Source organism: Rickettsia endosymbiont of Thecocarcelia acutangulata (genome assembly GCF_964263195.1).
Lineage (GTDB): Bacteria > Pseudomonadota > Alphaproteobacteria > Rickettsiales > Rickettsiaceae > Rickettsia > Rickettsia felis.
The window spans coordinates 1416964-1442325 of the sequence record NZ_OZ181652.1; the positions used below are offsets into that span (position 1 = coordinate 1416964).

Consider the following 25362-nt stretch of genomic DNA (forward strand, 5'->3'; position numbering starts at 1 on the left):
CTACTTCAAGTTGTTTTTAATATTTGCTTAATTTTTTTAATCATTCTACCTCTTTGTAGGTCGGTAATCGATGATTTATTGAGTGCATGTACTAATAGCATATTATTATTTATATCAAGTGTTACCGTACCGGGTGTTAATGTAATCGAGTTACTATAAATTACTTCACCGATTTCTTCTAGCCCTTCTGCGTCAATCCATTCAAAAACCGGCTCTATCTCTATCTTTCTTTGCCAAATTATTTTGATAACCGAGAAAGCAGATTCCCATATTTCTAATAATAACCAAGAAAAATATAATATAAATTTAATTTTAGTGAGCATTAACATTTCCGGTTAATTTGATATTTGAAGTAAAAGGTATTAGTAGCATTATAAATACAAATAACAGCCCTATCATATTAAATATATTATTTATTGCAATACAAAAGCATCATTATTTAATTTGTTTGCTAGTAACAAATAGGATGCTTTTTCAGGATTAAGGACTTTCCCGCTTAATAATTCAGTGTAAGAATCTAGCTGTTCTAATACCATTATAGAAGTAGACGAGATATTTTCCGATAAATATTGCATAAAGATTTTAGTATCATTAGTAAGTATAGTACTGATTACCGCAAGTCCTACCGCTCCTCCTAAATTACGAGTGATTATAAAGCCCGCTAGCGTTACCTACTCTTTCTTTCGGCATATTGCCAAGAACTATATTATTAGTCGGTATAAAACAAAACATTAGTGAAAGCCCTCTAACAAATTGAGGAAGCACAAATGCAGCAAATTTAGAATCAGGCGTTAGAAAACTATTCAAATGACATCCGAGAGCAAACCCTCCAAGCCCTATAATAAGCATCAGGCGTAAATCTACCCCTAGTCCTAGCATCCTACCGGCAAGCGGTGCAGATAAAAATTGTGCTCCGCCCGTCACCATCATAGTAGCTCCGATTTGTAATGTATCATATCCGGCAATAGTAAAGAGAAATAGCGGTAATATATATACTGCCCCGTATAATCCGATACCCATAACGAACGAATAAAGGCAACCAAAGGTAAAGTCTTTATAAAGGAATGTTTTTAAATCTAAAATTGGATTAATAAAGGTTAGTTCTCTAATGATTAATAAAACAAAACCTAAAGCTACTGCAATACTTAAGAATAGTATTAAATTATCCTCAAGCCAACCTTTTTTGTTTCCTTCTTCTAAAACATATTGTAATAAGCCGAGCGTTAAAGCCATTAATAATATACCGAGAAAATCAAAATTTTTCAGTAATTTATAATTTGGTTTATCAAAATCCCCATATAAAAATACTACCGTGCATACGAAAATACCAGGTATGACGTTTAATAAAAACATAAAATGCCATGATAAAATCTCCGTAATATATCCACCGAGTGTAGGTCCTAAAGTAGGGGCAACGGTTACCACAAGACCGATTAAGATAGTAACGGTAGGACGTTATGATGCAGGAAAAATTATAAAAACGGTACTAAATACCGTCGGTATCATAGCACCACCAAAAAATCCTTGTAATGCTCTAAAGATAATCATTGATTCAATATTAGTTGCGAGCGAACATAATACGCTCATAACCGTAAATCCTAGAGCTGCAATAAAATAAGAAATTCTGGTAGAAAGTAACCTTGCTAAAAAGCCAGTAATAGGAATAATGATAACTTCAGCTATTAAGTAAGATGTTTGAACCCAAGAAAGCTCATCGCTTGATGCAGCAAGACCTGCAGCTATTACGGATAATGAGCTAGCGACAATCTGAATATCAAGTACCGACATAAACATCCCGACAACCATACCAAAAAAAGCAAATAATTGCTTTTTAGAAAGAGCAGGCTGTTGTAAATTATCATTTGACATAATTAAATTATACAGTTTAAATTAAATAAAGTTAATAAGTGAAATAAAAATTATGTTTAAAATAAAAAATTGTTGTACAACTTTTAATTTTTAATTAAACTATTTATTAGGATATAAGTAGACAAGACCTAATATATGGTAATCATTTTATTTATATTTAGCAAATAATAAATATGTGATTGATTTATTAAAAAATATTTACTATAATATTAACTATAATTGATTTATCAATATGCAAAATCCAGCACAAAAAGTTATATCTTTTTCAGAGCATAAATCTGATATAGAACGTATAAAGAAATCAATAGAAGAAGGGTGGGCAATAGTAAAGCTAGTACCTAATAAAGACCGTTTTATCGGACTTTTAGAAAAGATTTCGCATGCTGAAGATGAAACAATCTATATTCCTCCAAGAAAAAAGATAATAGTTAATTAATACGAATAGCGAATTATTACATAATCTGCTATTCGACTTAAGAAGTTGAATATAAAAGTGCAATAAAGCAATATTCAATGGTTTAAGGCTTGTATCTCTTTTAAATAAGGTATTACTTTTTCTCTTAATTCAGGTATTATAATTGCTATGTTAACTAAAAAAGAGCCTGTATAAATATGAACACAACTTTTATCTAACTTTATAAATTTTTTGATAAACGGCAATATTATATCAAAATGTATTTTTTGAAATCTGATTACTATATAACTAAGTCCTTGAAAAACAGTTTTATATATTTGTTCACTTTCTTTTTTTTCAAGAAAATACCGACAAACCTCTAACGCTTCATCATAATCTAAAGAATTTTAACAAAAGCTTAAAATAAACTCTTTTTTTTCTTCTTCATTATTTAAGGAGTACATTAGTGCTTTATCTGTATATCTTTTTAAAATTTTTTCGGTAAAAAAATCAATTCTATTTTTAAAATATTCTAAATAAATTTCTCTTCTTAAACTTATTATATGATAAGTAATTTGCTTTAAAGTATCCTTAGTTTCATATAATATTCTTTCACTTTTACTATTTAAGTTATTAAACAAAATAGGTAATATTAATTTTTCTTTAATATTGCTAAACCTATATGCTAAGATTCCTAAAGCTTGAAGTGCCGCAGCTTGTATTAATTCTTCAGGATTTTTTAAATTTTTAATAATGCAATCCATGGCTTCATCATAATTCTCATAATGCCCTACATTTATTATATAGTAGAAGTTGTTTTTTAAACTCTTCTTCGTTAACTATCATAACTAATGTCCTTATTTTATAATTTTACCATTATATTTTAATAACCATTCTTTATGTTTTTCAGGTAATCTAGCTTGAATCAATTTTTCAAAACTTTTTATTGTTTCTAAGTTAGTAGGTACTTCCGTTTCTTTTACTTTTATCATTATTAGTATTTTAAGTTATTTTTCTAGATACCGTGAAGGGATCACGGTATGACACGAATGCGTTGTTCTACACATTATTAGTGTATCAGGTTCTACCTGTCTATCACAAAATAGGGCTATAATTTTATTTAGAAAATGGTGCCAATGTGGGGATTTGAACCCCAGACCTACGCATTACGAATGCACCGCTCTACCAGCTGAGCTACATCGGCAAGGCTGAGATATGTCATTCCTGTGAGGTATTGTTGCGTGGACTGGTTTTCCGTCATTGCGAGAAGAATTACTCAGTAATTAGACGAAGCAATCCAGCAAAAAATTCTGTAAATCAGAATTTTTTTAATTATTTTTTGGATTGCCACGTCGCTTCGCTCCTCGCAATGACGATTTGGCATACATGCAACAACGCAGACAAGTCACGAGGTGATAATGAAACATTTTTATAAATGCGTTGAAAATCTTAAATGGAAATGCTGCGTATCGTCATATTTCTTCTTTTTAACCGGGAAGCCCCAATCCATTCTGATCGGTGCAAAACGTGTTACCCAAATAAAGCCGAAACCAACGGAAGCTCTAAGCGATTTATCGTTATAAAAACCGTTTGGAGTTTGATATTGTTTCTTATTTAGACCTACTCCCCATACGCTTCCTAAATCCATAAATACTGCACCTGTTAAATTAAACTCTTCAGGTACAGGTGTTGGGAAATTAAGCTCTGTTGAGAATGTGTAATATCGCTCACCGCCAAGCCCTTCATTAGTGTTTTTTTCACGAGGTCCAACGCCGCCACTAGCAAAACCTCTTAAGCTATAATCACCTAAATTAAAGCGATCTGAAATTCTGACGATTTTTCCTCCAAGCCCTGCAATATCGCCACCGGAAGCAGATAATTTTAAAGTAAGTTTGTTATGTATGAAAGATTTATAATATTTACTGTCAACTTCATGTTTTATATATTTGTTATCACCTCCAACGCCGGCAAATTCTTGGGTGCCGCTTACTAAATAACCGTTCTTTGGAACAATTTTATTATCGGTTTGATCATAAGTAATAGTATGTCCTATAGCAGAAGTAATAAATCTTCCCATTTGCTCATTTAAGAATATTGAGCTTGATGGACTCGGTGCACTTAAAATATCACGTTTAATTAAATAATCTATTTCGTGACCTAAATCCTCTTTAATTTCATAGCCAAGAGAAGTTTTAACCCCTATAGAGTGTAACTTATAGCTTTGATCGGTTGTATTTAATACACTAGCACCGCGTCCGGTATAGTTTCTAAAAGCATTTACGCCAAGTGATAAATCACGATCTAAAAAGTGTGATTCGGTAATACTGCCGTAATAGCTTGTACTGTTTTTACTTACTTGTACACCGGCATTAAGTAGTTTACCGGTACCGACTAAATTACGCTCTAAGAAAGAGAAACGCCCGAATAAACCGCCAGCAGTATTATATCCTAAATCAAACCCTATAGAGGAAGTAGATTTTTCATCAACTTCAACGTTAACATCATATTTATCTTTAGCTTTAGTCGGAGCTAAGCTAATTGCTACTTTCTCAAAATAATCTAAATTTCTAAGGTTACGCTCACCTTTTTCAATATATGAACGATTAATTATGTCACCTTCTTCTGTTTTAAATTCTCTTCTTATAACATGGTCTTCGGTTTTAAGGTTATTAATAATATTAATTTTATTAATATAAACCTTATCAGTTTTCTCAATAATAAATTTAATATCTGCAGTATGACTAGCATTTTTCATTATATCCGGATAAACATTTACTGCAGGGTAACCGTTTGCTGTAAAATATTCTCCGATTTTTTCAGCTATATCATCAACCTTTTTCATATTGAAAACCTTGCCTTGCTTAATATTAACAATTTTATTAAGCGGTGTTATATCTATATTAGTTAATTTATTGTCTATTGTAATATTACCGAAGCTATATTTTTCTCCCTCTTCAATGGAATAGGTAAGGGTGAAATATTCTTTAGTATTATTGAGTTCTGCCGATGCCGAAATTACTCTAAAATCTGCAAAACCTACAGATTGATAAAACTCTCTCAGTAATTCTTTATCATATTCCACTCTATCAGGATCGTAAGTATCGTTACTTTCTAAAAAACGAAACCAACGAGATTCTTTAGTTAAAACAATAGATTTAAGTTCTGAATCACTATAATTTTCATTACCGCTAAAATAAATATATTTAATACCGGTTTTTGGTCCTTCTGCTATATCAAAAATAACCTTAACTCTGTTATTTTCTAAATTTTCGATTTTAGGTGTTACCGTGGTAGCAAAACGTCCGCTACGTTTATAAATTTCTAATATTTTCTTTACATCTAATTCAATTTTAGCTTGGCTAAGAGATTCGCCAGACATTGTATAAATTTCTTTAGCGAGCATATTAGTTTTGATTTTAGAATTACCGCTAAATACTACGCTACTTATAAAAGGTGTTTCAGTAACGTTAACTATTAGATTATCCTCATTTGTTATATACATATTTATACTTCTAAAAAGTGAGGTGGCATATAAATTTTTTATTGCTTCATCTTCTTTAGAATTATTATAGGTTTCTCCTACCTTAAGCTTTAAATAGCTCTCAATAGTAGAACGCTCAACCCTATGGTTACCTTCGATAGTTATTTTACGAATTACAGAGTCAGCTAATGAAATATGATAATAAAAAATCGTTAATAATAAAATTGTTAACTTACTAATTGATCTGATTTTCACCTAAAACCTTCTTTAAGATTTAATTTAAATTTCTGTGTTTAAGTACATGTATTTTAGATGTCATCCCGTGGCTTGACCACGGTATCCAAAAAAACAATACTAATAATCTTGATATTTCTAACTGGATCCCGTGGTCAAGCCACGGGATGGCAGGTGCATTTAAACGTAATTAATGTACTCCACTATAGTAGATAATATAAACGAGAGCAAGCAAATCTATAATTTAGGAAAATAAATTTTGTATATCGTTAGAAACAGAGATTATAATAAGAAAAATTATTATTGCCGCTCCTAACTGTAATAAAATATTTTTAGTTTTAGGATTCGGTAATCTACCGGTAATTGCTTCATAGAGTATAAATATCAAATGTCCGCCGTCAAGTGCCGGTATAGGTAGTAAGTTAAGTAATCCTAAATTAACGGAAAGCATTGCTATAAATAATAGATACATTTGGGTTCCGCCAGCTATAGATTTTCCTGACTCTTTAGCAATAGCTACCGGTCCTCCTATCTCATCGAATGAACGTTTTCCTACAATCATTTGCGATATTGCTTTTAGAGTTAAAGCAGACATATCTATAGTAGTATTAATAGCTTCCCAAAATCCTCCTAAAATTCCTATTTTAGTATGAATAGGTTCATTTTTAGCTATAATACCGATGCGAAGAGTTTTCTTAATTTTCTTTTCTTCGGGAGGCGATATAATGATTTCTTGAGGCATTATATTAATGGTAAATTCTTCACTTTTTCTTTCTATAGTTAAAGTAGAAGAGCTAAAGCCGTTAATTAATATCTCTCTCTGTACGTCCCCAAAACCTTTAACAGATTTATCGTTAACCTTAACAATTTTATCTCCTTCTCTTAAGTCTGCTCTCGCTGCCGGTGATGAAGCTACTACATCACCTATTATAGGAGGAATCTCTGTTTTTCCAAAGTAACAATAAAAGCCTGCAAATATTATTACGGCAAGCAAATAATTAATTAACGGACCTGCCGCAACTATTAAAAAACGTTCTAAACAAGATTTAGCATAAAAAGCTACTTTTTCGTTAACTTCTTTAGTCTTATCCATAAGGCTGCGATCATAGCCGTAAATCTTGACATAACCGCCAAGCGGTATAAGACAAATCTTCCACCTAACTCCTCTTGTATCGGTAATGCCTATTAGTTCTTTACCGAAACCTATCGAGAATTCTTCAACTTTTACATTAAAATATCTAGCAATACAATAATGTCCAAATTCATGGATAAATACCAAGATGCTGATGGTTATAATAAATCCGATTATAGATAGCATAAAAATTTTATAAGTTTACTAATAAATTATTTTAAGGTATAAATATGCAAGGTTATAGATATCATTTCGTTGTTGTGAGCGGGCGTTGTTGTTTTGTTCCCGATGTCATTCCCGCGAAAGCGGTAATCCAGTCTTTTTTTATTTTTTTTCTGGATACCGTGGTCAAGCCACGGTATGACACTGAACGTAATACTCATTCGCAATAACAAAAATTAAATTTTAAATTTCTTTTCTCTATGAGTTCAAATAAAATTAATAAAAAGTCGATTGCACGTATTGCAGCAGTGCAAGCTATTTATCAAAACATATTGCAAAATAACGATGATATGGATGATATCATGCAAAATGTACTTTCTTTTTATCAAAATAATAATTCTATAACAGATTTACCTGAGAATTTAAAAATATCATTAAGTATAAGTCATTTTAAAATGCTGGTAAAGTCAGTATTTGAAAATATTAATAAACTAGACGAAATTATCAACAATCATTTAACAAATGATAAAGATCCTGCACATATGCCGATCTTACTCCGAGCTTTATTGCGGGTTAGTATATGTGAGCTATTATTTTGCCCTACTACTCCTGCTAAAGTAGTAATCAACGAATATACGGACATAGCAAATGATATGTTAAATGAACACGAGATTGGTTTTGTGAATTCTGTACTAGATGCAATAGCAAAAGAAAATAATAAAATTTCATGACAAATAATTTAAGCGGTTATAGAAATAAATTCGTTAGAGTTAAGACTTCTAAAAAACGTACCGTCTCTTCTAGTAATTGGCTTAGACGCCAATTAAACGATCCGTATGTTGCAAAAGCACGTATAGAAGGCTTTAGGTCGAGAGCTACATATAAACTACTTGAAATCCATGAAAAATTTAAACTTTTTAATCCTAACATGAAAATTGTTGATCTAGGAGCAGCTCCTGGAGGGTGGAGTCAAGTAGCTTCCAAGCTTATTAAAGCTTCGGATAACAGCCTAAATAATAAAATAATCTCTATCGATTTGTTAGAAATCGAACCTATTGCCGGAGTTGAGTTTTTTCAAAAAGACTTTTTTGAAGAAAATACGGAAGAATTAATTATTCAGGCTTTAGATGGTAAAGCTGATATAGTAATGAGTGATATGGCATCAAATACCATAGGTCATAAAGCTACAGACCATATAAGAACCTTACTTTTATGTGAGCAAGCTTTTGAATTTGCTTTAAAAGTATTAAAACCCTCAGGTCATTTTATTGCTAAAATTTTTCGTGGCGGTGCAGAAAATGAATTATTAAATAAAGTGAAGCGTGAATTTAGAACGGTGAAACATTTTAAACCTTCATCCAGCCGCAGCGAATCTACGGAAATCTATTTAGTTGCTCTAAATAAGAAATAACATATATAAATTTACTATATATATGTTATTTTTTTATTTAACATACTAGATGATAACCACTTATATCTCCTGTTGTTTTAACTTCCTAAGCATATTCTTGACTGCAGCTTTGAAAATTATTATATATCCCAACTAAATTAGCTCCGGTTTCAGTTTTAACTATTTGATTATATAAATTATTTTTTAAATTTAGAGTATTTTTAGCATATTCTTGTATTCCTGCTTCCCAATCATCTACGGTTAAAGTAATATTCTGTTTTAAATCAGAAAAATTAACAAGTCCATGTTTACTGATTTCGGCTATTATTTCCTCAAAGCCTTCGACTATTCCATTAATTCCTAAGTATTTTGTAACTTTTTGTTTGGCAAAATTATATAAATATGATGCCCATTCTTCTGATTGTGATAGCCCTGTTTTTTTACCAGGAAGTACCATTGTTGTTTTTCCCAAATGCTTATTAGTAATATTAATAAGATTATGTTTTGCATTATATATCTTAGAATGGGTAGCTAGCTCTTCTATTGGAGTTGTTACTTTTCCGGTAAATAAATTTTTTTCTATGCCTCTTTCAATTATCGGTTTTGAGCCAGGGCTGTCAAAAGTTGTAGATTTATTAAAATGTAAGTTGCGAGAATGTATTTCTACTGAAGTTAAATTTGCAGTTATCGCTCCAAGTGAATGACCGCTAGTATTAAAAATATATTCTGTGGCTTTACTTAAGCCGCCTAATTTGTTAATTACTTCATTAACAAATTCCTGAAGTGGAGTTAGTTTAGTAGGTAAATAATGAAGAGCGATAAGTAAGTCGTCTAGTAAATCATATATATTGAATTTTGTACCGGCACTAGCAATATGAACTTCTTTAGTTTCTTTATTTATAAATGCGACGGCTTTATAACCATATTTAGCAGTGCTGACATAATCACATGAAGCAGTCAGTATTTCCCAGCCGCTATCTGTTAATTGTTCATTGACCTTAGATGCTTCTAGATTATAAACATTTAAATCATCTGTTTTATATGCGAGGTCTAAGCCTATATAAGTAAGTTTTTTAGTGCTAATATGTTTAGAATTTTTGTATGTAGACATATCTACCTCTTTTTTATCGCTATTACCATAAAATATGGTTTTTTCTAAAAAATGTCAAGCATTAACATTAATTAACTTATTATTAAATAAAGGTTGACATTTGATTACCTTTGTTATATAGTGCATTTGCGTTATATTTAAAAAACCATGAAACATGGTAACTTAAACAAGGAGATAAACTATGTTTACATTATTAGTACGTAATTTATTCGGTAAGTAATAAACCTATTACTTACTTATCTTTAATAGAAAAAGTAAAAGCAGATTATAGTTTTTATACAAAACTAGCATCCGGAAGTTTTCTTGCAGGAATAAGTAGTTTTTTTTCATCTAGTAGTTGGCTAAGCAAAATACCTTTAATAACAGGGGCTGTTTTTAGTACTAGTTATGGGGCAAAAGGCATTATGGATAGTAATGAACAAATAAAGCTTTTTACTAAAGCTCATGAAGCAACTAAGGTTGAAGAATATTTGGCTGTTTCGGGGTTAGGAAGTTTTATATACGGTACTGCTATAGATAAAAGGTGTAGATAAATTTACCGGTAAATATATTGAAGGAACAAACGGTAAGATAATATCTAATGCAATAACTCGTGTGCCAACCTTAAGTTTAACGGAAGACGGCGTTGGTTACAAACATAATGGTGGTTATGAAATAGTAAAATCAACAGATCGTGCGTTATATCAGGAAATACCTGGCGTGAAAGGACAATATACAAATAAATTAGTTCTAGATACTAGTATTCTTTCTTTACATGGTTGTATTATTCAGCAGCTAATATAAAATGGCTATTCAAGTGACGATATTGAAAAAGCTTTAAGTTTAGGAACTGTTGAAAAGAGAGAAAGTTACAAAAATAAGCAATTAGCAGAATACAAGCCAAATTTGACAAGTAAGCTATGGCATGGTACAGAGAAAGCTATGCAAAATAAAGAAGTAGAACTTTCAAAAGAAATACAGAAATATGCTGAAATAAATGAAGCTTATGAAGCATTATTTAACCACCACACTTCTAGTACTAGCGAAGAGCAAGAAGAGCAGTTTTATAGCCTTGATTATAATAATCTTAATGATGATCAAACTCAAATCTTAGGAGATGAGAAAGATGAAGGATATATATCTGATATTGCCTAGTAACTAAATACAAAATTTTCTAAAGAGTAAGGTTATAGATCTATAACCTTACTCTTTTTTATTTAATAACCTCTTTAGCTCTCTTTTCAAAAGCTATAATCATTTTTTCGGTTGCTTTGGTAAAATAAGTACCAATTAATTTATCCAGTATTACGGACTTCATTTTAAAATCAATAAAGAATTTTAATTCAGTTCCTGCCGTGCATGGAACAAATTGCCAAGTACTTTTTAAATATTCAAAAGGTCCTGAAATAGCTAATGTATTAATCAAATATATTCCATCATCCGTTATTTCGCTTGTAACTCGTGAGTTATATTTTTCTGAAAAGCCTTTTAACTGAATTACTAACTCAGCAATGATCTCATATTTATCTTCTGAAATAACTCTAGAAGCAGAACACCAAGGCAAGAATTTAGGATAAGATTTTACGTCCCAGACCAAATCAAACAATTCTTGCGGTTTATAGGGTAAAATTTTTGTTTGCTGGAAAAAAGCCATCAGAAGTCAGTTACTTTACCTTTATGCTGCCAATCACCGTATCTTGTCGGTTCTAAACCTTTAACGCCGCCGATTTCTTTTTCTTTTGGTACAACGTCATTCACAAAGCTTGATACAGGCGAATTTTTTGAGATAAGTCTGTGCTCACGGACGTAAGTACGCTCCGCAGACTTACTCTTAAATTCATCCTGTCTGAAGCTTTGTGAATTTAGCTGTAAATTTTCTTCTTCTGATATATTATTATCTTTTTCATTCGTCATGGTAATAAATATGAGATTTAATCGTATCTATATTAATAGTCATTTAGCTGAAAATAGCAAGATAGAATTAGCAGGTGATCATATTCATTATGTTAAAACGGTGCTACGTCTTAAAGTAAATTATAGTGTGCGTATCTTTAACGGTACGGATGGAGAATTTTTAGCACAAATTACCGATATAGGTAAGCATAAGCTATCGGTTAGGCTTAAAGAACAGTTAAAAAAGCCGTATACAGAATCTGCGTTAACTCTTGCTGTTGCTATAATAAAGCAAGATAAATTAATGCTTGCAATAAATATGGCTACGCAACTCGGTATAACTAAAATTATTCCGTTAATTACTGGGCGGTGTCAATTTAGATCGGTAAATATTGAACGTTTAATGAAATGTGTTATTGAAGCAACAGAGCAATCAGAACGTCTTAATTCCCCGATAATTGAAAAAGCTATCACAATACAAGATTACCTTAAAGAGAATAATAATTTGATGTTATATGCTAATGAACATGAAAAAGAAAAAAATTCTATATTACGCATTTTATCATCACTTAGTAATAGTGATATAACTATTATTATAGGACCGGAGGGAGGCTTTACTAATGATGAGCTGGAACTTCTTGCCTCATATAAGAATACAAAATCTGTAAGTTTAGGAAGTAATATATTACGTGCTGAAACAGCAGCAATAACTGCTATAGCACAAGTGAGGTTGTTAAGTCGTCATTGCCGGTAGGTATTGCCCGCATGAATACCTGAGCCGTCATTGCGAGGAGATGCGTAGCATCGACGAGGCAATCTCAGGAATTTGGCACGAGATTGCCACGTCGCTTCGCTCCTCGCAATGACGAAAAGGTAGAGTTACTTCGCCTTTTCTATTCCGGGTTTACAAAATAGCTTACCTAAACAAAGGAAAGAATATACACCACAAAAGCCTATAATTATATAAAGTATTGTAACAATAATTGGAAATGAGCCAAATAAAAGTGTGACTAAATTAAAATTAAATAATCCGACTAAGCCCCAATTTATAGCACCTATAGAAGATAATAAATGTATAGTAGTAATAAGCGGATTATTAGAAGTATTTATTAGCATATAAAACCTTTTGTTAATTAGTATACTACGAATAAATGAATGGTAGTTATACGAAGATCAACTTCAAAAAGAGCAAGGAGTTCACAAGGCGAGGAGCGGAGCGTATACTTAATACGTGAGCACCGCAGAACTTGTAGAATGACGTAGCCAATTTTTGAAGTTCATCGAGTATATAAAATAATCATTTCTCATTTTGAGCTATATGTCTACTAAATTTTATAATTCTATAATTTATTAATCCTTCTTAAAAGTTTGATATATTACAGGTATAACAAAAATTGTAAATATAGTACCGATGCTTAATCCTCCAACTATTACAAAGCCTATAGAATTACGAGCAGCAGCACCGGCTCCATCTGCAAAGACTAGAGGTAAAGCTCCGACTACAGCAGCAAGGGTAGTCATTAGAATTGGACGCAAGCGAAGTTTTGAGGATTCTATTATAGCTTCCTGAATTTTTACTCCTTTTTCTCTTAGCTGATTGGCAAATTCCACTATCATAATAGAATTTTTAGTAATTAATCCAATTAAAGTAATAAGCCCAATATTACTGTACATATTAAGGCTATTACCGGCAAGCCAAAGAGCAAGTACGCCGCCGGTTATCGAAAAAGGTACGGCAAGCAATATTAATAAAGGATCACTAAAGCTTTCAAATTGAGCTGCAAGCACTAAATATATAAATATAAGAGCAAATCCAAACGTTATAAGCATATTACTATCTGCTTCTCTCATTTGTTTAATTTCACCGATATATTCAAGTATAGTATTACTAGGGTCAAGTAACTTAGTAGCTATTTTATTGATTTCATTAATTGCATCGTCAATTTTCCCATCAGGAGCAAGGTCGGAAGAAATAGTAACGGATTTTGAATTGTTATAATGACTATATGATTTTACCGATATTTTTTCCGTAATATTAGCTACCGACTCAAGAGGTAACATATTATTATTTTTTGTCGGAATTAGAATTTTACTAAAATCACTAATATTGCTACGGTTTTCTTGACTAAATTGTAATGTAACATCATATAGATCATTACCCATTCTGAAATCGCCGATTTGTTGACCTGCAAGTAAATATTGTACCGTTTTGCCGATATTTGCTAAATTCATTCCGTATAAATAAGCCTTATCACGATTAACTTCTATACTTATAGTCGGCATTGCCGATTGTAAATCTCTATTGACGTTTAAGAAAAGAGAGTTTGCTTTCATTATATCGACAAATTGCCGAGATATTTTATCTAAATCATCGTATTCAAGATTTGTTTGAATAGTAAATTCAATAGGGCTACCGGCATTACCGCTAACCATTGAACGCGGCTCCATAGCGAAAATCGACATACCGGGTATTTCGGAAAATTGTTCATTTAACATATTCTTAATAGTTTCTTGGGATCTTGAACGCTCACTCCAATCTTTTAATGGAATGAACCCAAAAACATTATCGCTACCGCCTGCACCTATTACCATTAGATAACCTAATATATCTTTATAATTAGCAAGAACTTTTTCGGCTTCTTTCACTACTTTAGTAGAAGATTCTAAGCTAGAACCTTCAGGGCCTTTAAGAGAAACTTGTAAAAAGCCGTCATCTTCTTGAGGTACGAAAATTTTTTGAGTAAATTTAAAACTAATAATTAGTACTATAAATGACGAAGCAATAATGGCGGCAAATTTTTTTTTATTGTTAAAAGCTAGCTTTAGATAGTAAATATATTTATTTTGAATAAATTGTAGAATATCATTAAACTTTACTAAGAATTTCGGTAAGTCCGTATTATGTTTGGTGACCATACGACTTGACATCATAGGAGTCAAAGTTAAAGCAACAAATCCTGAGAACAAAACACAAAATGCTAAAGTCCAAGCGAACTCAATAAATAGTTTACCAAGAAACCCCTCTATAAAACCTACGGGTAAAAATACGGCAGCAAGCGTAATAGTCATGGCAATGATTGCAAAGCCAATTTCTTTAGAGGCAAGAAGAGCTGCTTCCATAGGTTTATGGCCCATTTCATTATATCTAAAAATGTTTTCAAGCATAACTATCGCATCGTCGACGACTAAACCTATAGCAAGTATCATAGCAAGCATGGTAAATATGTTAATAGAGAACCCGAAAGCATACATTACGCTAAAAGTGCCTATCAACGATACCGGAATTGTTACAAACGGAATTAAGGTAATTTTAGCAGACGCAAGAAATAAATAAGTGACTAAAACTACCAATATTAAGGCTTCAAAAATTGTTTGAAATACTGCATAAATTGATTCTTTAACCGGGGTTGCTCCATCATATGCAATACCCATACTTATTCCACTCGGCATTGATTCTTTAATTCTTTCTAGTTCTTTAGTTACTTCATTTGATAAATCTATGACGTTAGCTTTTGATTCTTTTATAAGCCCAAGAGCAATAGAACTTTTCCCGTTATATCTGAAAATTATATCCTCATCAGGTGAAGTTAAGGATACTTTTGCTACATCTCGTAGCTTTATTATACTATTACCTTGTACTTTTAATATAATATTATCAAATTCTTCCGGTGTAGATAAAGAACCTTCAAGAGTTACTATAAAATTATTAATCCCTGTTTTAATCGTTCCTGCTGGATAATCTTTATTTTGTTCTTTTATTGCAGATTCAATCTCTAATAAAGAAATTTTATGCTGATACAATTTTTGGGGGTCAGGTTCTATTCTCATTATATATTCCCTACCTCCGTAAATTTGTGATTGTCCTACGCTTTCAAGTTTATCTAACGGGGTTTGTAGACTATCTTCAACAATCTTTGTTAATTCTAAATCTCTATATTGATCGCTTTCAATGCTTATAAAAAGACTAGGAAAGCTGTCAGCATCAAGTTTTGCAACTGCCGGAGCTTTCATATCTTGCGGGAACATATAAGTGATATCCGATATTTTAGAACGAACATCGTTTAGTGCTACTTCAATATCGGTAGATAATAGAAACGATAAAGTAATATTGCTTTCACCGGTTGAACTTTGTGAAGTTATATAGTCTAAATTTTTAACTGTCTTTAGAGCTTTCTCTATACGCGTCGTTATTTCCTTTTCCATATATAAAGCATCGGCGCCTGCATAATAAGCATTGACGTTTATAATGGGAATTGAAATATCCGGAGTTCCTCTAATTTGTAGTTTAGTAAAAAAAATTGCTCCAAGAGCTACAATAACCAAACTCAACACCGTAGCAAATACCGGACGTTTAATACAAATTTCAGATAGTAACATTTGTTTTTTTTATGTGTTTATTATAAATAATTACTTTAATTATTTAATTATATCCAGCTTTAATAGTATAACTGATGTAAAATGGCTACATTTTTCTACAAATTAAGATAATAAAGTATATATTTAAAACTTTGTAAATAACCGACATTTGCAGTATGCTAGTAGTTTGTTATAATTAACTCACATAAAAAACACATTGATGTATATTCTTGTTAGTTGTATATACTCTATTATCAAAGAACATCAATACATATTAACCTATAAAAAGAGAGTGGATTTCATTATGAGCACACATCACAAAAAAGAACCGAAAAAAATGAATAAAACAGAATTTGTAAATTTTATAGCAGAATCTAACAAGATACCGAAAACTGAAGCTGAAAAGGCACTGAATTTAGTACTTGAAAGTATAAGAAAGGCTATTAAGGGTCATCATAATATTAATATAACAGGTTTCGGTTCATTTGAAATACATCACAGGAAAGCACGTGAGGGACGTAATCCAAAAACCGGAGCAAAAATGAAAATAGATGCTTATAATCAGCCTACTTTCAGAGCCGGAAGCAAACTTAAAGAAGCCTGTAATTAATGATTCTGATTTACCGATTATAAACGCTTTATTATAATTCAGTTATATATGTCTTACGCTATTCCCGCAAAAGTGCGGGAATTTCTAAAACAAGCTAATTTTTAATATACGATAGTAATTTAGCAGGGTAAACATACAAAATACTTAATCTTTAGCCGTATTTTCGGATTCTTACTTTCGCAGGGGCGACATAAAAAGCTATGTAATAAAGCTTTTTAGTCAAAACATAAACTTTTTAAAATGATAATCGAAAATCTTGAGCTTAGTTTAAAGCATAGAAAGCTACATAATAGTTGGCTCATTGAAGCTGAAGACATAAAACAAACTTTAAACGATATAGAACAATTTATATGTTTAAAGCTTTTTAAGAATAGCATTCCTCTTGAAAACAATCCTGATTATCATTTTATCGCTAGAGAAACTTCAGCTACATCGAATGCTAAAAATATTTCTATTGAACAAATAAGAAAATTACAAGATTTCTTAAGTAAAACTTCTGCAATTTCAGGTTATAAAGTTGCCGTAATTTATGCAGCTGATCTTATGAATTTAAATGCGGCGAATTCATGCTTAAAAATTCTTGAAGATGCACCAAAGAATAGTTACATTTTTTTAATTACTTCAAGAGCTGCAAGTATTATATCTACAATTAGATCAAGATGCTTTAAAATTAATGTTAGCTCATCTCAACCTCATTCTATAAATGAGTTATATCTTCAGTTTATTCAGCCAATAGCAAATAATGAAACGTTAGATTTTATTAATCGTTTTACTACTAAAGACCGAGAATTATGGCTAGATTTTATTGATAATTTATTATTATTATTGAATAGAATTCTTAAAAAATCCGCTAACGTCAATATTGAGCTTCTAGATTTAGAAAATAAGATTTTTGATAAACTGCCAAATAAGCATCCTTCCTATTTACTACAAAAATTTACCGATATAAAAAAGTTAATATATAATACCGTTGATTATGATTTAGACTTAAAAACAAGCTATATATTAGTGGTGAATGAGTTTTTTAGTAATTAGCATGATATCACTCCGTTCCTTTCCACGTTATCCATAAAACCATAAAATATATTGTTGCTAAAACATATTGGGCAAAATATATTAGAACTTTATAAATTAAATTACTTACATGTTTAAAACTTTAACACAAAATTTAACGAAGATTTTTGATAAGCTAGTCAGCTCAGGAATTTTGACAGACTCTCAAATAGATGCTGCTATGCGGGATATAAGAGTGGCTCTTTTAGAGTCGGATGTAGCGTTGCCGGTTATAAAAGATTTTATAGCGGTAGTTAAACAAAAAGCACTTGGGCAGGAGGTTATTAAGTCTGTTTCACCTGGGCAGATGATAATCAAAATTATCCATGAAGAGATGATAAATCTCTTAGCTTCAAGTGAAAGTGAGATAAAGCTAAATTTAAATTCAAAGCCGCCGGTAAATTTCCTAATGGTAGGGCTGCAAGGGAGCGGTAAAACTACGGCGAGTAGTAAGCTTGCTTTACGACTTAAAAATCAAAATAAAAAAGTTTTACTTGTTTCCCTAGATACTTACAGACCGGCCGCACAAGAGCAACTCGCTATACTTGCAAACTCAGTACAGATTAATTCATTACCTATTGTGCAAGGTGAAAAACCTCTTGATATTGTCAAAAGAGCTATTGCTGAGTCTAAAATTTCTGCTTATGACGTCGTAATTTATGATACTGCAGGTCGTACACAAATTGATAAAGAGATGATGGAGGAAGCTCTTGCAATAAAAAAGATAATAGAGCCTACGGAAATTTTGCTAGTAATTGACAGTATGACAGGGCAGGATGCGGTAGTTACGGCAAGTAGCTTTAATGAAAAGCTAGAGATTTCAGGATTAATTTTATCTAGAATTGATGGTGATTCCAAGGGCGGTGTAGCACTTAGCGTGAAATATATTACTAAAAAGCCAATTAAATTTTTAAGTAGCGGTGAAAAACTAACCGACTTAGAAGAATTTGATGCTGAACGTTTAGCTTCTCGAATCCTTGATATGGGTGATATTATCTCTTTTGTTGAAAAAGCAGCTAGTATCGTTGATAGAGAAGAAGCCGAAAAAACAGCAGCTAAATTGAAAAAAGGTAAGTTTGATTTAAATGATTATCTTCAGCAAATGAGAAGTATAAAAAAAATGGGAGGTTTTGGAAATATACTTAGCATGTTACCGGGTAGCGGTAAAATTATGGATCAAATAGATCAATCAAAATTAAATAGTAAAATAATTGAACATCAAGAAGCAATTATTTTATCTATGACGCTGAAAGAACGTAAGAATCCTGACATAATTAATGCTTCTCGTAGAAAACGTATAGCTGCTGGAGCAGGGACTACAGTACAAAAGGTAAATATTTTGCTAAAGCAATATAAGCAAATAAGCGAGATGATGAAAAAAGCAAGTAAAATGAATCCTAAAAATCTATTACGTAGCGGAATTGGAAAATTGTTTTCGTAAAACGGCATTATTGTATGGAGGGTTTTACCGTAATTGCGAGCAACTTTTGATGTTGTTGTGTGGATACCAAAATCGTCATTGTGAGGAGGCGTTGTTGCGTGGACCGGTAAATGCTCTTTATATCATTCCCGCGAAAGCGGGAATCCAGAAAAAAAGTATAAATACAGCAAATTTTTGAAATTAAAAGCTCGATTTATCTCTCTTTATGCTGGATTCCCGCCTACGCGGGAATGACATCGGTATCCACGCAACAATGTCTTGCGAGGAGCGAAGCGACGTGGCAATCCAGAAAAAGTAATAAAAAATGCTAATAATTTTAGTATTTTTAACTGGATCCCGTGATTTATTCACGGGATGACAGAGATGAAATTGATCCACACAGGCAATGCCCTCATGAAATAAAATTTAATCAATCTTCAATTTCAAAGCATTTGCAAAAAATGTATAGATATTGATAAAATAATTAGCACTGTCTTTTAAGTCACTACCGCTACCATGTCCGCTATCACTACTCTCTAAGAAATAAGTTGTAATGTTTGGGTTTTGCTCAAGTACATATTCAAAAATTCGTGCATGCCATGGATGTACACGTTGATCAAGCACTGAACCGGTAATTAAAATAGTAGGATATTTTTGAGTTAAAGATAAATTTTCTAAAGGTGCATATTTTTTAATATGTACTAAATCATTTGGATTTTCCGGAACTCCATATTCAGTTATCCATGAATGTCCTGCTCCGAATTCTTTATAGCGTACCATATCAAGTATAGGTACTTCACACGCTATAGCTCCAAATAAATCGGGACGCTGTATCATTGCAACACTTACTAGCAATCCGCCGTTACTTCCTCCTTTAATTCCTAAACACTCAGGGCTAGTAATATTTTGCTTTATTAAATCCTCTGCTACTGCAATAAAATCATTAAAGCCGGTTTGACGTTTTATTCCTTGAGCCGCCTTATGCCACTCAGGACCAAATTCTCCGCCGCCTCTGATATTAGCAAGAACACTCACTCCACCATGTTTAACCCATACTTCATTTTCCATGCGAGAGAAATATGGAGAGTTGATTACTTGAAAACCACCATATGCTTCAAGTAATGTTGGATTCTTACCGTCAAATTTTATACCTTTTTTATAGACAATAAAATATGGTATTTTAACTCCATCCGAACTTGTTGCTTCCTTTTGCCCTACAACATAATTTTTGCTATCAAACGGATATAAAGGCTTTCTAATAACTTTTAATTCATGAGTTTTATCCCATAAATATATAGTTGGAGGAACTATAGAATTTTCTATAGTAATTAGTGCATCTTCTTCCTCATCATCAGACAACATACCAAAAATTGCATTTTCATAAGGCAGTTTTAAAGTTACCGGTTTTGTCCATTCATTATTTTCTAATGTAAATGTTACTACTTTTGAAATAACATTCTCATAGCTAGTTAAAAATACTGTATCTTTAGTCATTCCTACAAAATAAAATACTTCCTTCTCTGTTGGGGTAAATAATATTTTTAAGCTGGCTTTATCGTTATCTTCTTTTAGAAGATCAGCTTAGTGTATGGCAACAAGTGAACCTGCTTTTATATTACTATCTTTAAATTGCCAATCGGAACGCAGCAGCCAAAATACATATTCTTTAAAAGAACCTTCAGGTGTTGCATCTAATGGCATATTTATTTTTTGTAATTTTAAGCTCTCATCTTTAGTATCTAAAATATAATTATCATAATTATAAAAATCCTTATCTGCAGATATAAATATTAAAGATGAAGAAATATTATAGGATAAAAGTTTACCGGCTGATACACCTATATAATTCTTTGGTATTTCAAATAGTTTTTTGGCTTTCTCTATAGGTTCTCCTCGCTTCCATATGTAGAGTGAGTTAGGATATAAAGAGTCAGTAACTTCCTCTTTATGTAAAACTGGATTAAATATAATAGTATCTTGGTCAACCCAACTAGGGACAGTAAATTTACCTTCTAGTAATTTTCCGCTACTTGTTTTTGGCTCAAAACCATTTTTTACAAAATCTTTTTTCTCTAAATCCCATTCTCTAAAGAAAGTCTCATCCTTACCGCCAAATGACATGGTAATTAAGAAACGATTAGGGTTTTGAAAACAATCACTTCCACCTCGATACATTATTTTTACCGAGTTTTTTGGATAATTTATCAAAATCGATTAGAACTTCCCAATTTGGTTTATCTTTAGAGTAATTTTCAACTAACGTCCTACGCCATAACCCTTGGGGATTCTTATCATCCATCCAAAAATTATACACATAACCTTTACGTATAATACCATATGGAGTTTTTCTCTGGTCATAGAAAATAGATTCTGTTTCTTTTTTTATTGGTTTATATTCCGGCATAGCTTGGAAAGCTTTTTCTGTTTTATCAGTACGCTCTTTTGCCCATTTTAGAGCTTCAGCTCCTTCTAAAAATTTAGTGTCTTTTGAGTTATATATTTGTTCATTATTATTTCCCATAGCCTGAACGCAAAAGGTTAATAAAATAATTGTAAAATAACAGGTAAGTTTTTTCATTATTTTAATAATATCTCTTAAATTAAAAATATTGATTATTGAAATCTCGGCTAATCAATTTTATTCTATGTACATAATATATTTATCCTTATAATCTTCTGGTACAAGAATTTTATATTTGAGTGATATATATTGGATTAATAAACAAAAATTGTAAAGCTTAATTTACCTCAATTTATAATTGTAAAAGTATTATTAATGATGTATTTATAGTGCAGTATATCATTAACATTTATGTCTAAAAATCTTAAGCACGATGAGATTATACGTAGTGCATTTGAAAATCCAATAGTTGCCAAAGAGTTTTTTCAAATGCACTTACCGCCTCATATACAAAGTTTGGTTTCTTTTAAAACTCTTAAAATGGAAAAAGATAGTTTTGTAGATAAAACACTTAAGAAATCCATATTAGATATTTTATTTTCCGTTAAATTTAATAGTGAAGACGGTTACTTATTTTTATTATTAGAACATCAAAGTACACCTGATTATTACATAGCTTTTCGCTTGTTTAAGTATACTCGCTCAATTTGAAAAACTGGCTATGTCGTCTTTATAAGACCTCGGATGCTCACGTATTTAGTATATGCTCCGCTCCTCGGCTTACAGACTCCTTGCTCTTTTTCAAATTGAGCTTCGTCTACCGACTCTTCATTTTACTTCGGAGTATATATATTAAACATTGCCGAATATCATATGAAAACAACAAAAAGCAAGAAATTTCCTTTCATATATCCGTTAGTGTTTTATAACGGCATACAAAAATATAATGTTCCTTTAAATTTATGGGAATTATTTGAAAATAGTGAATTGGTAAAGGCTACTTGGACTAATGATTATCAACTTATAAACGTGCATGATGTATCTGATAAAGAATTGAAAAAAAATGCTTGGTCCGGAATTTTACAATTTTTCATGAAGCATATTCATGAACGTGATTTATTGAAAAGATGGGAAGAGATAGCTGATCTCTTACCTAAATTTGCTAAAGTTAATATTGGCATTGATTATATAGAGCTAATTTTATTCTATACTTTGACCAAGATTAAGCAAAGTGATATAATGGAAGTAGAAAACATACTTAAATCAAAATTAAATTCTAAAAAAAGAGAAAAAATTATGGGAAGTATAGTAGAACATTGGTTGCAAGAAGGCAGAAGAAAAGAAAAAATTATTATAGCAAAAAATTTAATCAAAGCCGGTTTAAAAACTGACTTAATAATTGCTTCAACCGGATTAAAAAAAGAAGAAATTGAGAAGTTACAACAAACTGCCTGAATTCTTAGAAAATATGAAAGTGACGGCAGATAATTTAAGCATTTATATTCACTGGCCGTTTTGTTTGTCAAAATGTCCATATTGTGATTTTAATTCTCATGTGGTAAGCACTATAGATCATAATCAGTGGCTTAAATCCTATGAAACGGAAATAGAGTATTTTAAGGATATTATTCAAAATAAATACATTAAATCTATTTTTTTTGGCGGCGGTACTCCCTCTTTAATGAATCCTGTAGTCGTTGCAGGAATAATAAATAAAATCAGTAATCTAGCAATTATTGATAATCAAACCGAGATAACTCTAGAAACTAATCCCACATCCTTTGAAACTGAGAAGTTTAAAGCATTCAAATCCGCCGGAATTAATCGTGTTTCAATTGAAGTACAATCCTTAAAAGAAGACGATTTAAAAAAATTAGGTAGAACTCATGATGCTTTGCAAGCCATCAAAACAATTGAGGCAGCAAATTCGATTTTTCCAAGAGTATCATTTGATTTAATATATGCACGTAGCGGTCAGAAATTAAAAGGCTGGCAAGAAGAATTAAAGCAAGCTATGCAACTCACAAATGGCCATATCTCTCTTTATCAATTGACTATCGAAAAAGGTACATTTTTTTATAAATTATTTAAGGAGGGTAATCTGATTTTGCCGCATTCAGATGCGGCAGCTGAAATGTACGAATGGACGAATCATTATCTAGAATCTAAAAAATATTTTAGATATGAGATATCTAATTATGCTCTAGCAAATCAGGAATGTTTGCATAATTTGACTTATTGGAATTATAATAATTATTTAGGTATAGGTCCTGGAGCTCATAGTAGAATAATTGATACTTTAAGTTCGATATCGGCAATTATGATGTGGCATAAACCTGAAAAATGGTTAGACTCGGTTAACACAAAAAATGTCGGTATTCAAACTAATACTAAGTTAACGCATCAAGAAATCATTGAAGAAACGTTAATGATGGGTTTACGCCTTAAAAGCGGTATAAATATTGCGGTACTAGAGCAGAAAATAAATGCAAAATTAGTGGATATTTTAGACATGAATAATCTTAAGCATTATCAAGCGTTAGATTTAATTAAAATAAATGAAAACATCTATCTTACCGATAAAGGTTTAATGCTCCATAGCTACATAGTGCCTAGATTGATTATATGAAAATTATCCAAGTAATTTTAAAGTTTATAATTATTTTTATTATTCCTGCTATTCATGCAATGGAATGTAAACTGGAGTTTAAGACCCAAAAAATATATGTGGATGGTATTGAATATAATCAAAAAGTCGGAAATCCAATTATACCTATAGCGGATGCTATTAAGGCAGATAATCTTGAAGAAGTAAAAAAGATATTAGATGAGGGATACGGAGTAAATCAACCATGCTTGGGTTGGGTTCCTCTAGATTATGCTATATCGAATAATAATATAAAAATTGCCGATTTTTTATTAAAGCGTGGTGCATCCATGAGTTTAATCCATATAAATATAGGATTTATGAAGTTGGAAATTGCCGAATTTTTAATTAATCAGGGAATGAGTCCTAATTTAAGATATGAAGACGGTATTACCGGAATGATGCTAGCCGCAGAAAGAAATAATCCTGATTTAATAAAACTTTTGCTTAAACTAGGTGTTAATCCTAACGTTCAAAATTCTAAAACCGGAATGACTTCCCTTATGTATGCAGCATCATATCTTAATGTTGAACCTGTTCGTATTTTATTAGAGTATGGAGCAGATCAAAAAATTAAAGATTTTAAAGGAAAAAGAGCTTTAGATTGGATAGCAGTGGATGCTAGTAGAAAATTATATGCTTCTGACGCAGAATATTATACTGCTTTATTTTTTGCTCCGTTTGAAACTAAACAGAAAATTATAAAAGAAAGAAATAGCATTAAGACAAGAAATAAAGAAAAGGAAATAAAAAAGCTTTTCAATTCTCACCGTTAAATTTTGGTAGTTTTTCTATTTATATCTTACAAGTTAAGATAAAAACCTATTCTAATTTTTTTAAAATTTTTATAGCGTTATTGCGTGGATACCACCCCGTCATTGCGAGCGACTGTAGACGTTGTTTCATGGTTCAAAAAGCCGGCTCTATGTCATTCTCGCGTAGGCGGGAATCCACCGTTGTCATACCGCGACTTGATTGCGGTATCCAAAAATACAACTTAAAAATACTAAATTTTAGTATTTTAAATTGGACCCCGTGGTCAAGCCACGGGGTGACAGTCATTTTCTGGATTTCCGTCGTTGCTGGAATGACATAAAGAGCATTTACCGGTCCACGCAACAATGCCTGCTCGCAATAACGTTTTTATGTGATTTACATAAAACCGTCTAGCACAGCGTCATTCACAAAGCTTGATACAAGCAATTTTGCAGGACTCGTCTGTACTGATGT

General features: G+C 31.6%; 20 protein-coding genes, 1 tRNA gene and 5 pseudogenes. 13 read left to right on the forward strand and 13 right to left on the reverse strand.

What is annotated here, in order from left to right; all coding sequences use genetic code 11:
- Positions 1-5: 5 nt before the first annotated feature.
- Positions 6-329 (reverse strand): monovalent cation/H+ antiporter subunit E, encoded by a 324-nt coding sequence (locus ACE38Q_RS07550; RefSeq protein ID WP_500191048.1) that lies wholly within the window; start codon positions 327-329, stop codon positions 6-8.
- Positions 313-1869 (reverse strand): annotated as a pseudogene (locus tag ACE38Q_RS07555) (DHA2 family efflux MFS transporter permease subunit). The gene ACE38Q_RS07550 and the pseudogene ACE38Q_RS07555 overlap by 17 nt, the downstream one beginning before the upstream one ends.
- Positions 1870-2101: 232 nt before the next feature.
- On the opposite strand from ACE38Q_RS07555, the gene ACE38Q_RS07560 reads away from it, so the two are divergent.
- Positions 2102-2305 (forward strand): DUF2674 domain-containing protein, encoded by a 204-nt coding sequence (locus ACE38Q_RS07560; protein WP_011271433.1) that lies wholly within the window; start codon positions 2102-2104, stop codon positions 2303-2305.
- Positions 2306-2670: 365 nt separating this feature from the next.
- Here the strand turns inward: ACE38Q_RS07560 and ACE38Q_RS07565 are convergent, their stop codons facing one another.
- From ACE38Q_RS07565 to rseP, 5 genes are all read right to left on the reverse strand, one after another.
- A complete protein-coding gene (locus ACE38Q_RS07565; protein WP_500191051.1) occupies positions 2671-3027 on the reverse strand; it encodes a hypothetical protein in 357 nt (118 codons plus the stop codon).
- Between the two features lie 93 nt (positions 3028-3120).
- On the reverse strand, positions 3121-3255 hold the full coding sequence (locus tag ACE38Q_RS07570; RefSeq protein ID WP_146625032.1) for an SMI1/KNR4 family protein: 135 nt from the start codon (positions 3253-3255) through the stop codon (positions 3121-3123).
- Positions 3256-3391: 136 nt separating this feature from the next.
- Positions 3392-3467 (reverse strand) — tRNA-Thr (locus tag ACE38Q_RS07575).
- A gap of 225 nt (positions 3468-3692) precedes the next feature.
- Positions 3693-5999 (reverse strand): outer membrane protein assembly factor BamA, encoded by a 2307-nt coding sequence (gene bamA / locus ACE38Q_RS07580; RefSeq protein WP_500191057.1) that lies wholly within the window; start codon positions 5997-5999, stop codon positions 3693-3695.
- A gap of 223 nt (positions 6000-6222) precedes the next feature.
- Positions 6223-7296 carry an RIP metalloprotease RseP gene (gene rseP, locus ACE38Q_RS07585; protein ID WP_500191062.1) on the reverse strand — a complete coding sequence of 358 codons (1074 nt, stop codon included), beginning with the start codon at positions 7294-7296 and terminating at the stop codon, positions 6223-6225.
- A gap of 236 nt (positions 7297-7532) precedes the next feature.
- Between rseP and nusB the strand changes: the two genes are divergently transcribed.
- Positions 7533-8003 carry a transcription antitermination factor NusB gene (nusB, locus tag ACE38Q_RS07590; protein ID WP_500191066.1) on the forward strand — a complete coding sequence of 157 codons (471 nt, stop codon included), beginning with the start codon at positions 7533-7535 and terminating at the stop codon, positions 8001-8003.
- Entirely contained in the window at positions 8000-8683 is a 684-nt protein-coding gene (locus tag ACE38Q_RS07595; protein WP_500191068.1) for an RlmE family RNA methyltransferase, read from the forward strand. The genes nusB and ACE38Q_RS07595 overlap by 4 nt, the downstream gene beginning before the upstream one ends.
- An 85-nt stretch (positions 8684-8768) precedes the next feature.
- Here the strand turns inward: ACE38Q_RS07595 and rlip are convergent, their stop codons facing one another.
- The gene (gene rlip, locus ACE38Q_RS07600) at positions 8769-9773 is read right to left on the reverse strand and encodes a secreted effector lipase Rlip (RefSeq protein WP_500191071.1); all 1005 of its coding nucleotides are present in this window, start codon (positions 9771-9773) and stop codon (positions 8769-8771) included.
- A gap of 181 nt (positions 9774-9954) precedes the next feature.
- Here rlip and ACE38Q_RS07605 point away from each other — a divergent pair.
- Positions 9955-10907, forward strand: a pseudogene (locus tag ACE38Q_RS07605) (hypothetical protein).
- A 58-nt stretch (positions 10908-10965) separates the two neighbouring features.
- Here ACE38Q_RS07605 and ACE38Q_RS07610 read toward each other — a convergent pair.
- Positions 10966-11406 carry a type II toxin-antitoxin system RatA family toxin gene (locus ACE38Q_RS07610; RefSeq protein ID WP_500191074.1) on the reverse strand — a complete coding sequence of 147 codons (441 nt, stop codon included), beginning with the start codon at positions 11404-11406 and terminating at the stop codon, positions 10966-10968.
- A complete protein-coding gene (locus ACE38Q_RS07615) occupies positions 11406-11666 on the reverse strand; it encodes a DUF1674 domain-containing protein (RefSeq protein WP_500191076.1) in 261 nt (86 codons plus the stop codon). Before ACE38Q_RS07615 ends, ACE38Q_RS07610 begins: the two co-directional genes overlap by 1 nt.
- Positions 11667-11676: 10 nt before the next feature.
- Between ACE38Q_RS07615 and ACE38Q_RS07620 the strand changes: the two genes are divergently transcribed.
- Complete coding sequence (locus tag ACE38Q_RS07620) at positions 11677-12399, forward strand: 16S rRNA (uracil(1498)-N(3))-methyltransferase (RefSeq protein ID WP_500191079.1); 723 nt, start codon at positions 11677-11679, stop codon at positions 12397-12399.
- A 125-nt stretch (positions 12400-12524) separates the two neighbouring features.
- On the opposite strand, the gene ACE38Q_RS07625 is transcribed toward ACE38Q_RS07620, so the two are convergent.
- Positions 12525-12761 carry a DUF378 domain-containing protein gene (locus ACE38Q_RS07625; protein WP_040257031.1) on the reverse strand — a complete coding sequence of 79 codons (237 nt, stop codon included), beginning with the start codon at positions 12759-12761 and terminating at the stop codon, positions 12525-12527.
- 234 nt (positions 12762-12995) lie between these two features.
- Positions 12996-16022: an efflux RND transporter permease subunit gene (locus ACE38Q_RS07630; protein ID WP_500191085.1), complete on the reverse strand. Its 3027-nt coding sequence runs from the start codon at positions 16020-16022 to the stop codon at positions 12996-12998.
- 283 nt (positions 16023-16305) lie between these two features.
- On the opposite strand from ACE38Q_RS07630, the gene ACE38Q_RS07635 reads away from it, so the two are divergent.
- The 3 genes from ACE38Q_RS07635 (at position 16306) to ffh (ending at position 19105) form a co-directional block, all read left to right on the forward strand.
- Positions 16306-16611, forward strand: a complete 306-nt coding sequence (locus ACE38Q_RS07635) for an HU family DNA-binding protein (protein ID WP_500191090.1) — start codon at positions 16306-16308, stop codon at positions 16609-16611.
- 240 nt (positions 16612-16851) lie between these two features.
- Positions 16852-17646 carry a DNA polymerase III delta subunit-related protein gene (locus ACE38Q_RS07640; protein WP_500191095.1) on the forward strand — a complete coding sequence of 265 codons (795 nt, stop codon included), beginning with the start codon at positions 16852-16854 and terminating at the stop codon, positions 17644-17646.
- 109 nt (positions 17647-17755) lie between these two features.
- Positions 17756-19105, forward strand: a complete 1350-nt coding sequence (gene ffh / locus ACE38Q_RS07645; protein ID WP_500191099.1) for a signal recognition particle protein — start codon at positions 17756-17758, stop codon at positions 19103-19105.
- 405 nt (positions 19106-19510) lie between these two features.
- Here the strand turns inward: ffh and ACE38Q_RS07650 are convergent.
- Positions 19511-21662, reverse strand: a pseudogene (locus tag ACE38Q_RS07650) (prolyl oligopeptidase family serine peptidase).
- A 234-nt stretch (positions 21663-21896) separates the two neighbouring features.
- Here ACE38Q_RS07650 and ACE38Q_RS07655 point away from each other — a divergent pair.
- The 5 genes and pseudogenes from ACE38Q_RS07655 to ACE38Q_RS07675 form a co-directional block, all read left to right on the forward strand.
- The gene (locus tag ACE38Q_RS07655; RefSeq protein WP_500191102.1) at positions 21897-22196 is read left to right on the forward strand and encodes an Rpn family recombination-promoting nuclease/putative transposase; all 300 of its coding nucleotides are present in this window, start codon (positions 21897-21899) and stop codon (positions 22194-22196) included.
- A 162-nt stretch (positions 22197-22358) separates the two neighbouring features.
- On the forward strand, positions 22359-22940 hold the full coding sequence (locus tag ACE38Q_RS07660) for an Rpn family recombination-promoting nuclease/putative transposase (RefSeq protein WP_500191104.1): 582 nt from the start codon (positions 22359-22361) through the stop codon (positions 22938-22940).
- Positions 22941-22953: 13 nt separating this feature from the next.
- Positions 22954-24114 carry a radical SAM family heme chaperone HemW gene (gene hemW / locus ACE38Q_RS07665; protein ID WP_500191385.1) on the forward strand — a complete coding sequence of 387 codons (1161 nt, stop codon included), beginning with the start codon at positions 22954-22956 and terminating at the stop codon, positions 24112-24114.
- A 59-nt stretch (positions 24115-24173) separates the two neighbouring features.
- Positions 24174-24389: pseudogene (locus ACE38Q_RS07670) on the forward strand (hypothetical protein); the annotation flags it as partial.
- Positions 24390-24671: pseudogene (locus ACE38Q_RS07675) on the forward strand (ankyrin repeat domain-containing protein); the annotation flags it as partial.
- Between the last annotated feature and the right edge of the window lie 691 nt (positions 24672-25362).

Coding starts and splice junctions, on each gene's coding strand:
- nusB (WP_500191066.1), top strand. CDS start 7,533: ATGAGTTCAAATAAAATTAATAAAAAGTCGATTGCACGTATTGCAGCA.
- ACE38Q_RS07570 (WP_146625032.1), bottom strand. CDS start 3,255: ATGATAAAAGTAAAAGAAACGGAAGTACCTACTAACTTAGAAACAATA.
- ACE38Q_RS07630 (WP_500191085.1), bottom strand. CDS start 16,022: ATGTTACTATCTGAAATTTGTATTAAACGTCCGGTATTTGCTACGGTG.
- ACE38Q_RS07640 (WP_500191095.1), top strand. CDS start 16,852: ATGATAATCGAAAATCTTGAGCTTAGTTTAAAGCATAGAAAGCTACAT.
- rlip (WP_500191071.1), bottom strand. CDS start 9,773: ATGTCTACATACAAAAATTCTAAACATATTAGCACTAAAAAACTTACT.
- rseP (WP_500191062.1), bottom strand. CDS start 7,296: ATGCTATCTATAATCGGATTTATTATAACCATCAGCATCTTGGTATTT.
- ACE38Q_RS07565 (WP_500191051.1), bottom strand. CDS start 3,027: ATGGATTGCATTATTAAAAATTTAAAAAATCCTGAAGAATTAATACAA.
- ACE38Q_RS07615 (WP_500191076.1), bottom strand. CDS start 11,666: ATGACGAATGAAAAAGATAATAATATATCAGAAGAAGAAAATTTACAG.
- ACE38Q_RS07655 (WP_500191102.1), top strand. CDS start 21,897: ATGTCTAAAAATCTTAAGCACGATGAGATTATACGTAGTGCATTTGAA.
- ACE38Q_RS07610 (WP_500191074.1), bottom strand. CDS start 11,406: ATGGCTTTTTTCCAGCAAACAAAAATTTTACCCTATAAACCGCAAGAA.
- ACE38Q_RS07625 (WP_040257031.1), bottom strand. CDS start 12,761: ATGCTAATAAATACTTCTAATAATCCGCTTATTACTACTATACATTTA.
- ffh (WP_500191099.1), top strand. CDS start 17,756: ATGTTTAAAACTTTAACACAAAATTTAACGAAGATTTTTGATAAGCTA.
- hemW (WP_500191385.1), top strand. CDS start 22,954: ATGAAAGTGACGGCAGATAATTTAAGCATTTATATTCACTGGCCGTTT.
- ACE38Q_RS07635 (WP_500191090.1), top strand. CDS start 16,306: ATGAGCACACATCACAAAAAAGAACCGAAAAAAATGAATAAAACAGAA.
- ACE38Q_RS07560 (WP_011271433.1), top strand. CDS start 2,102: ATGCAAAATCCAGCACAAAAAGTTATATCTTTTTCAGAGCATAAATCT.
- ACE38Q_RS07550 (WP_500191048.1), bottom strand. CDS start 329: ATGTTAATGCTCACTAAAATTAAATTTATATTATATTTTTCTTGGTTA.
- ACE38Q_RS07595 (WP_500191068.1), top strand. CDS start 8,000: ATGACAAATAATTTAAGCGGTTATAGAAATAAATTCGTTAGAGTTAAG.
- ACE38Q_RS07660 (WP_500191104.1), top strand. CDS start 22,359: ATGAAAACAACAAAAAGCAAGAAATTTCCTTTCATATATCCGTTAGTG.
- ACE38Q_RS07620 (WP_500191079.1), top strand. CDS start 11,677: ATGAGATTTAATCGTATCTATATTAATAGTCATTTAGCTGAAAATAGC.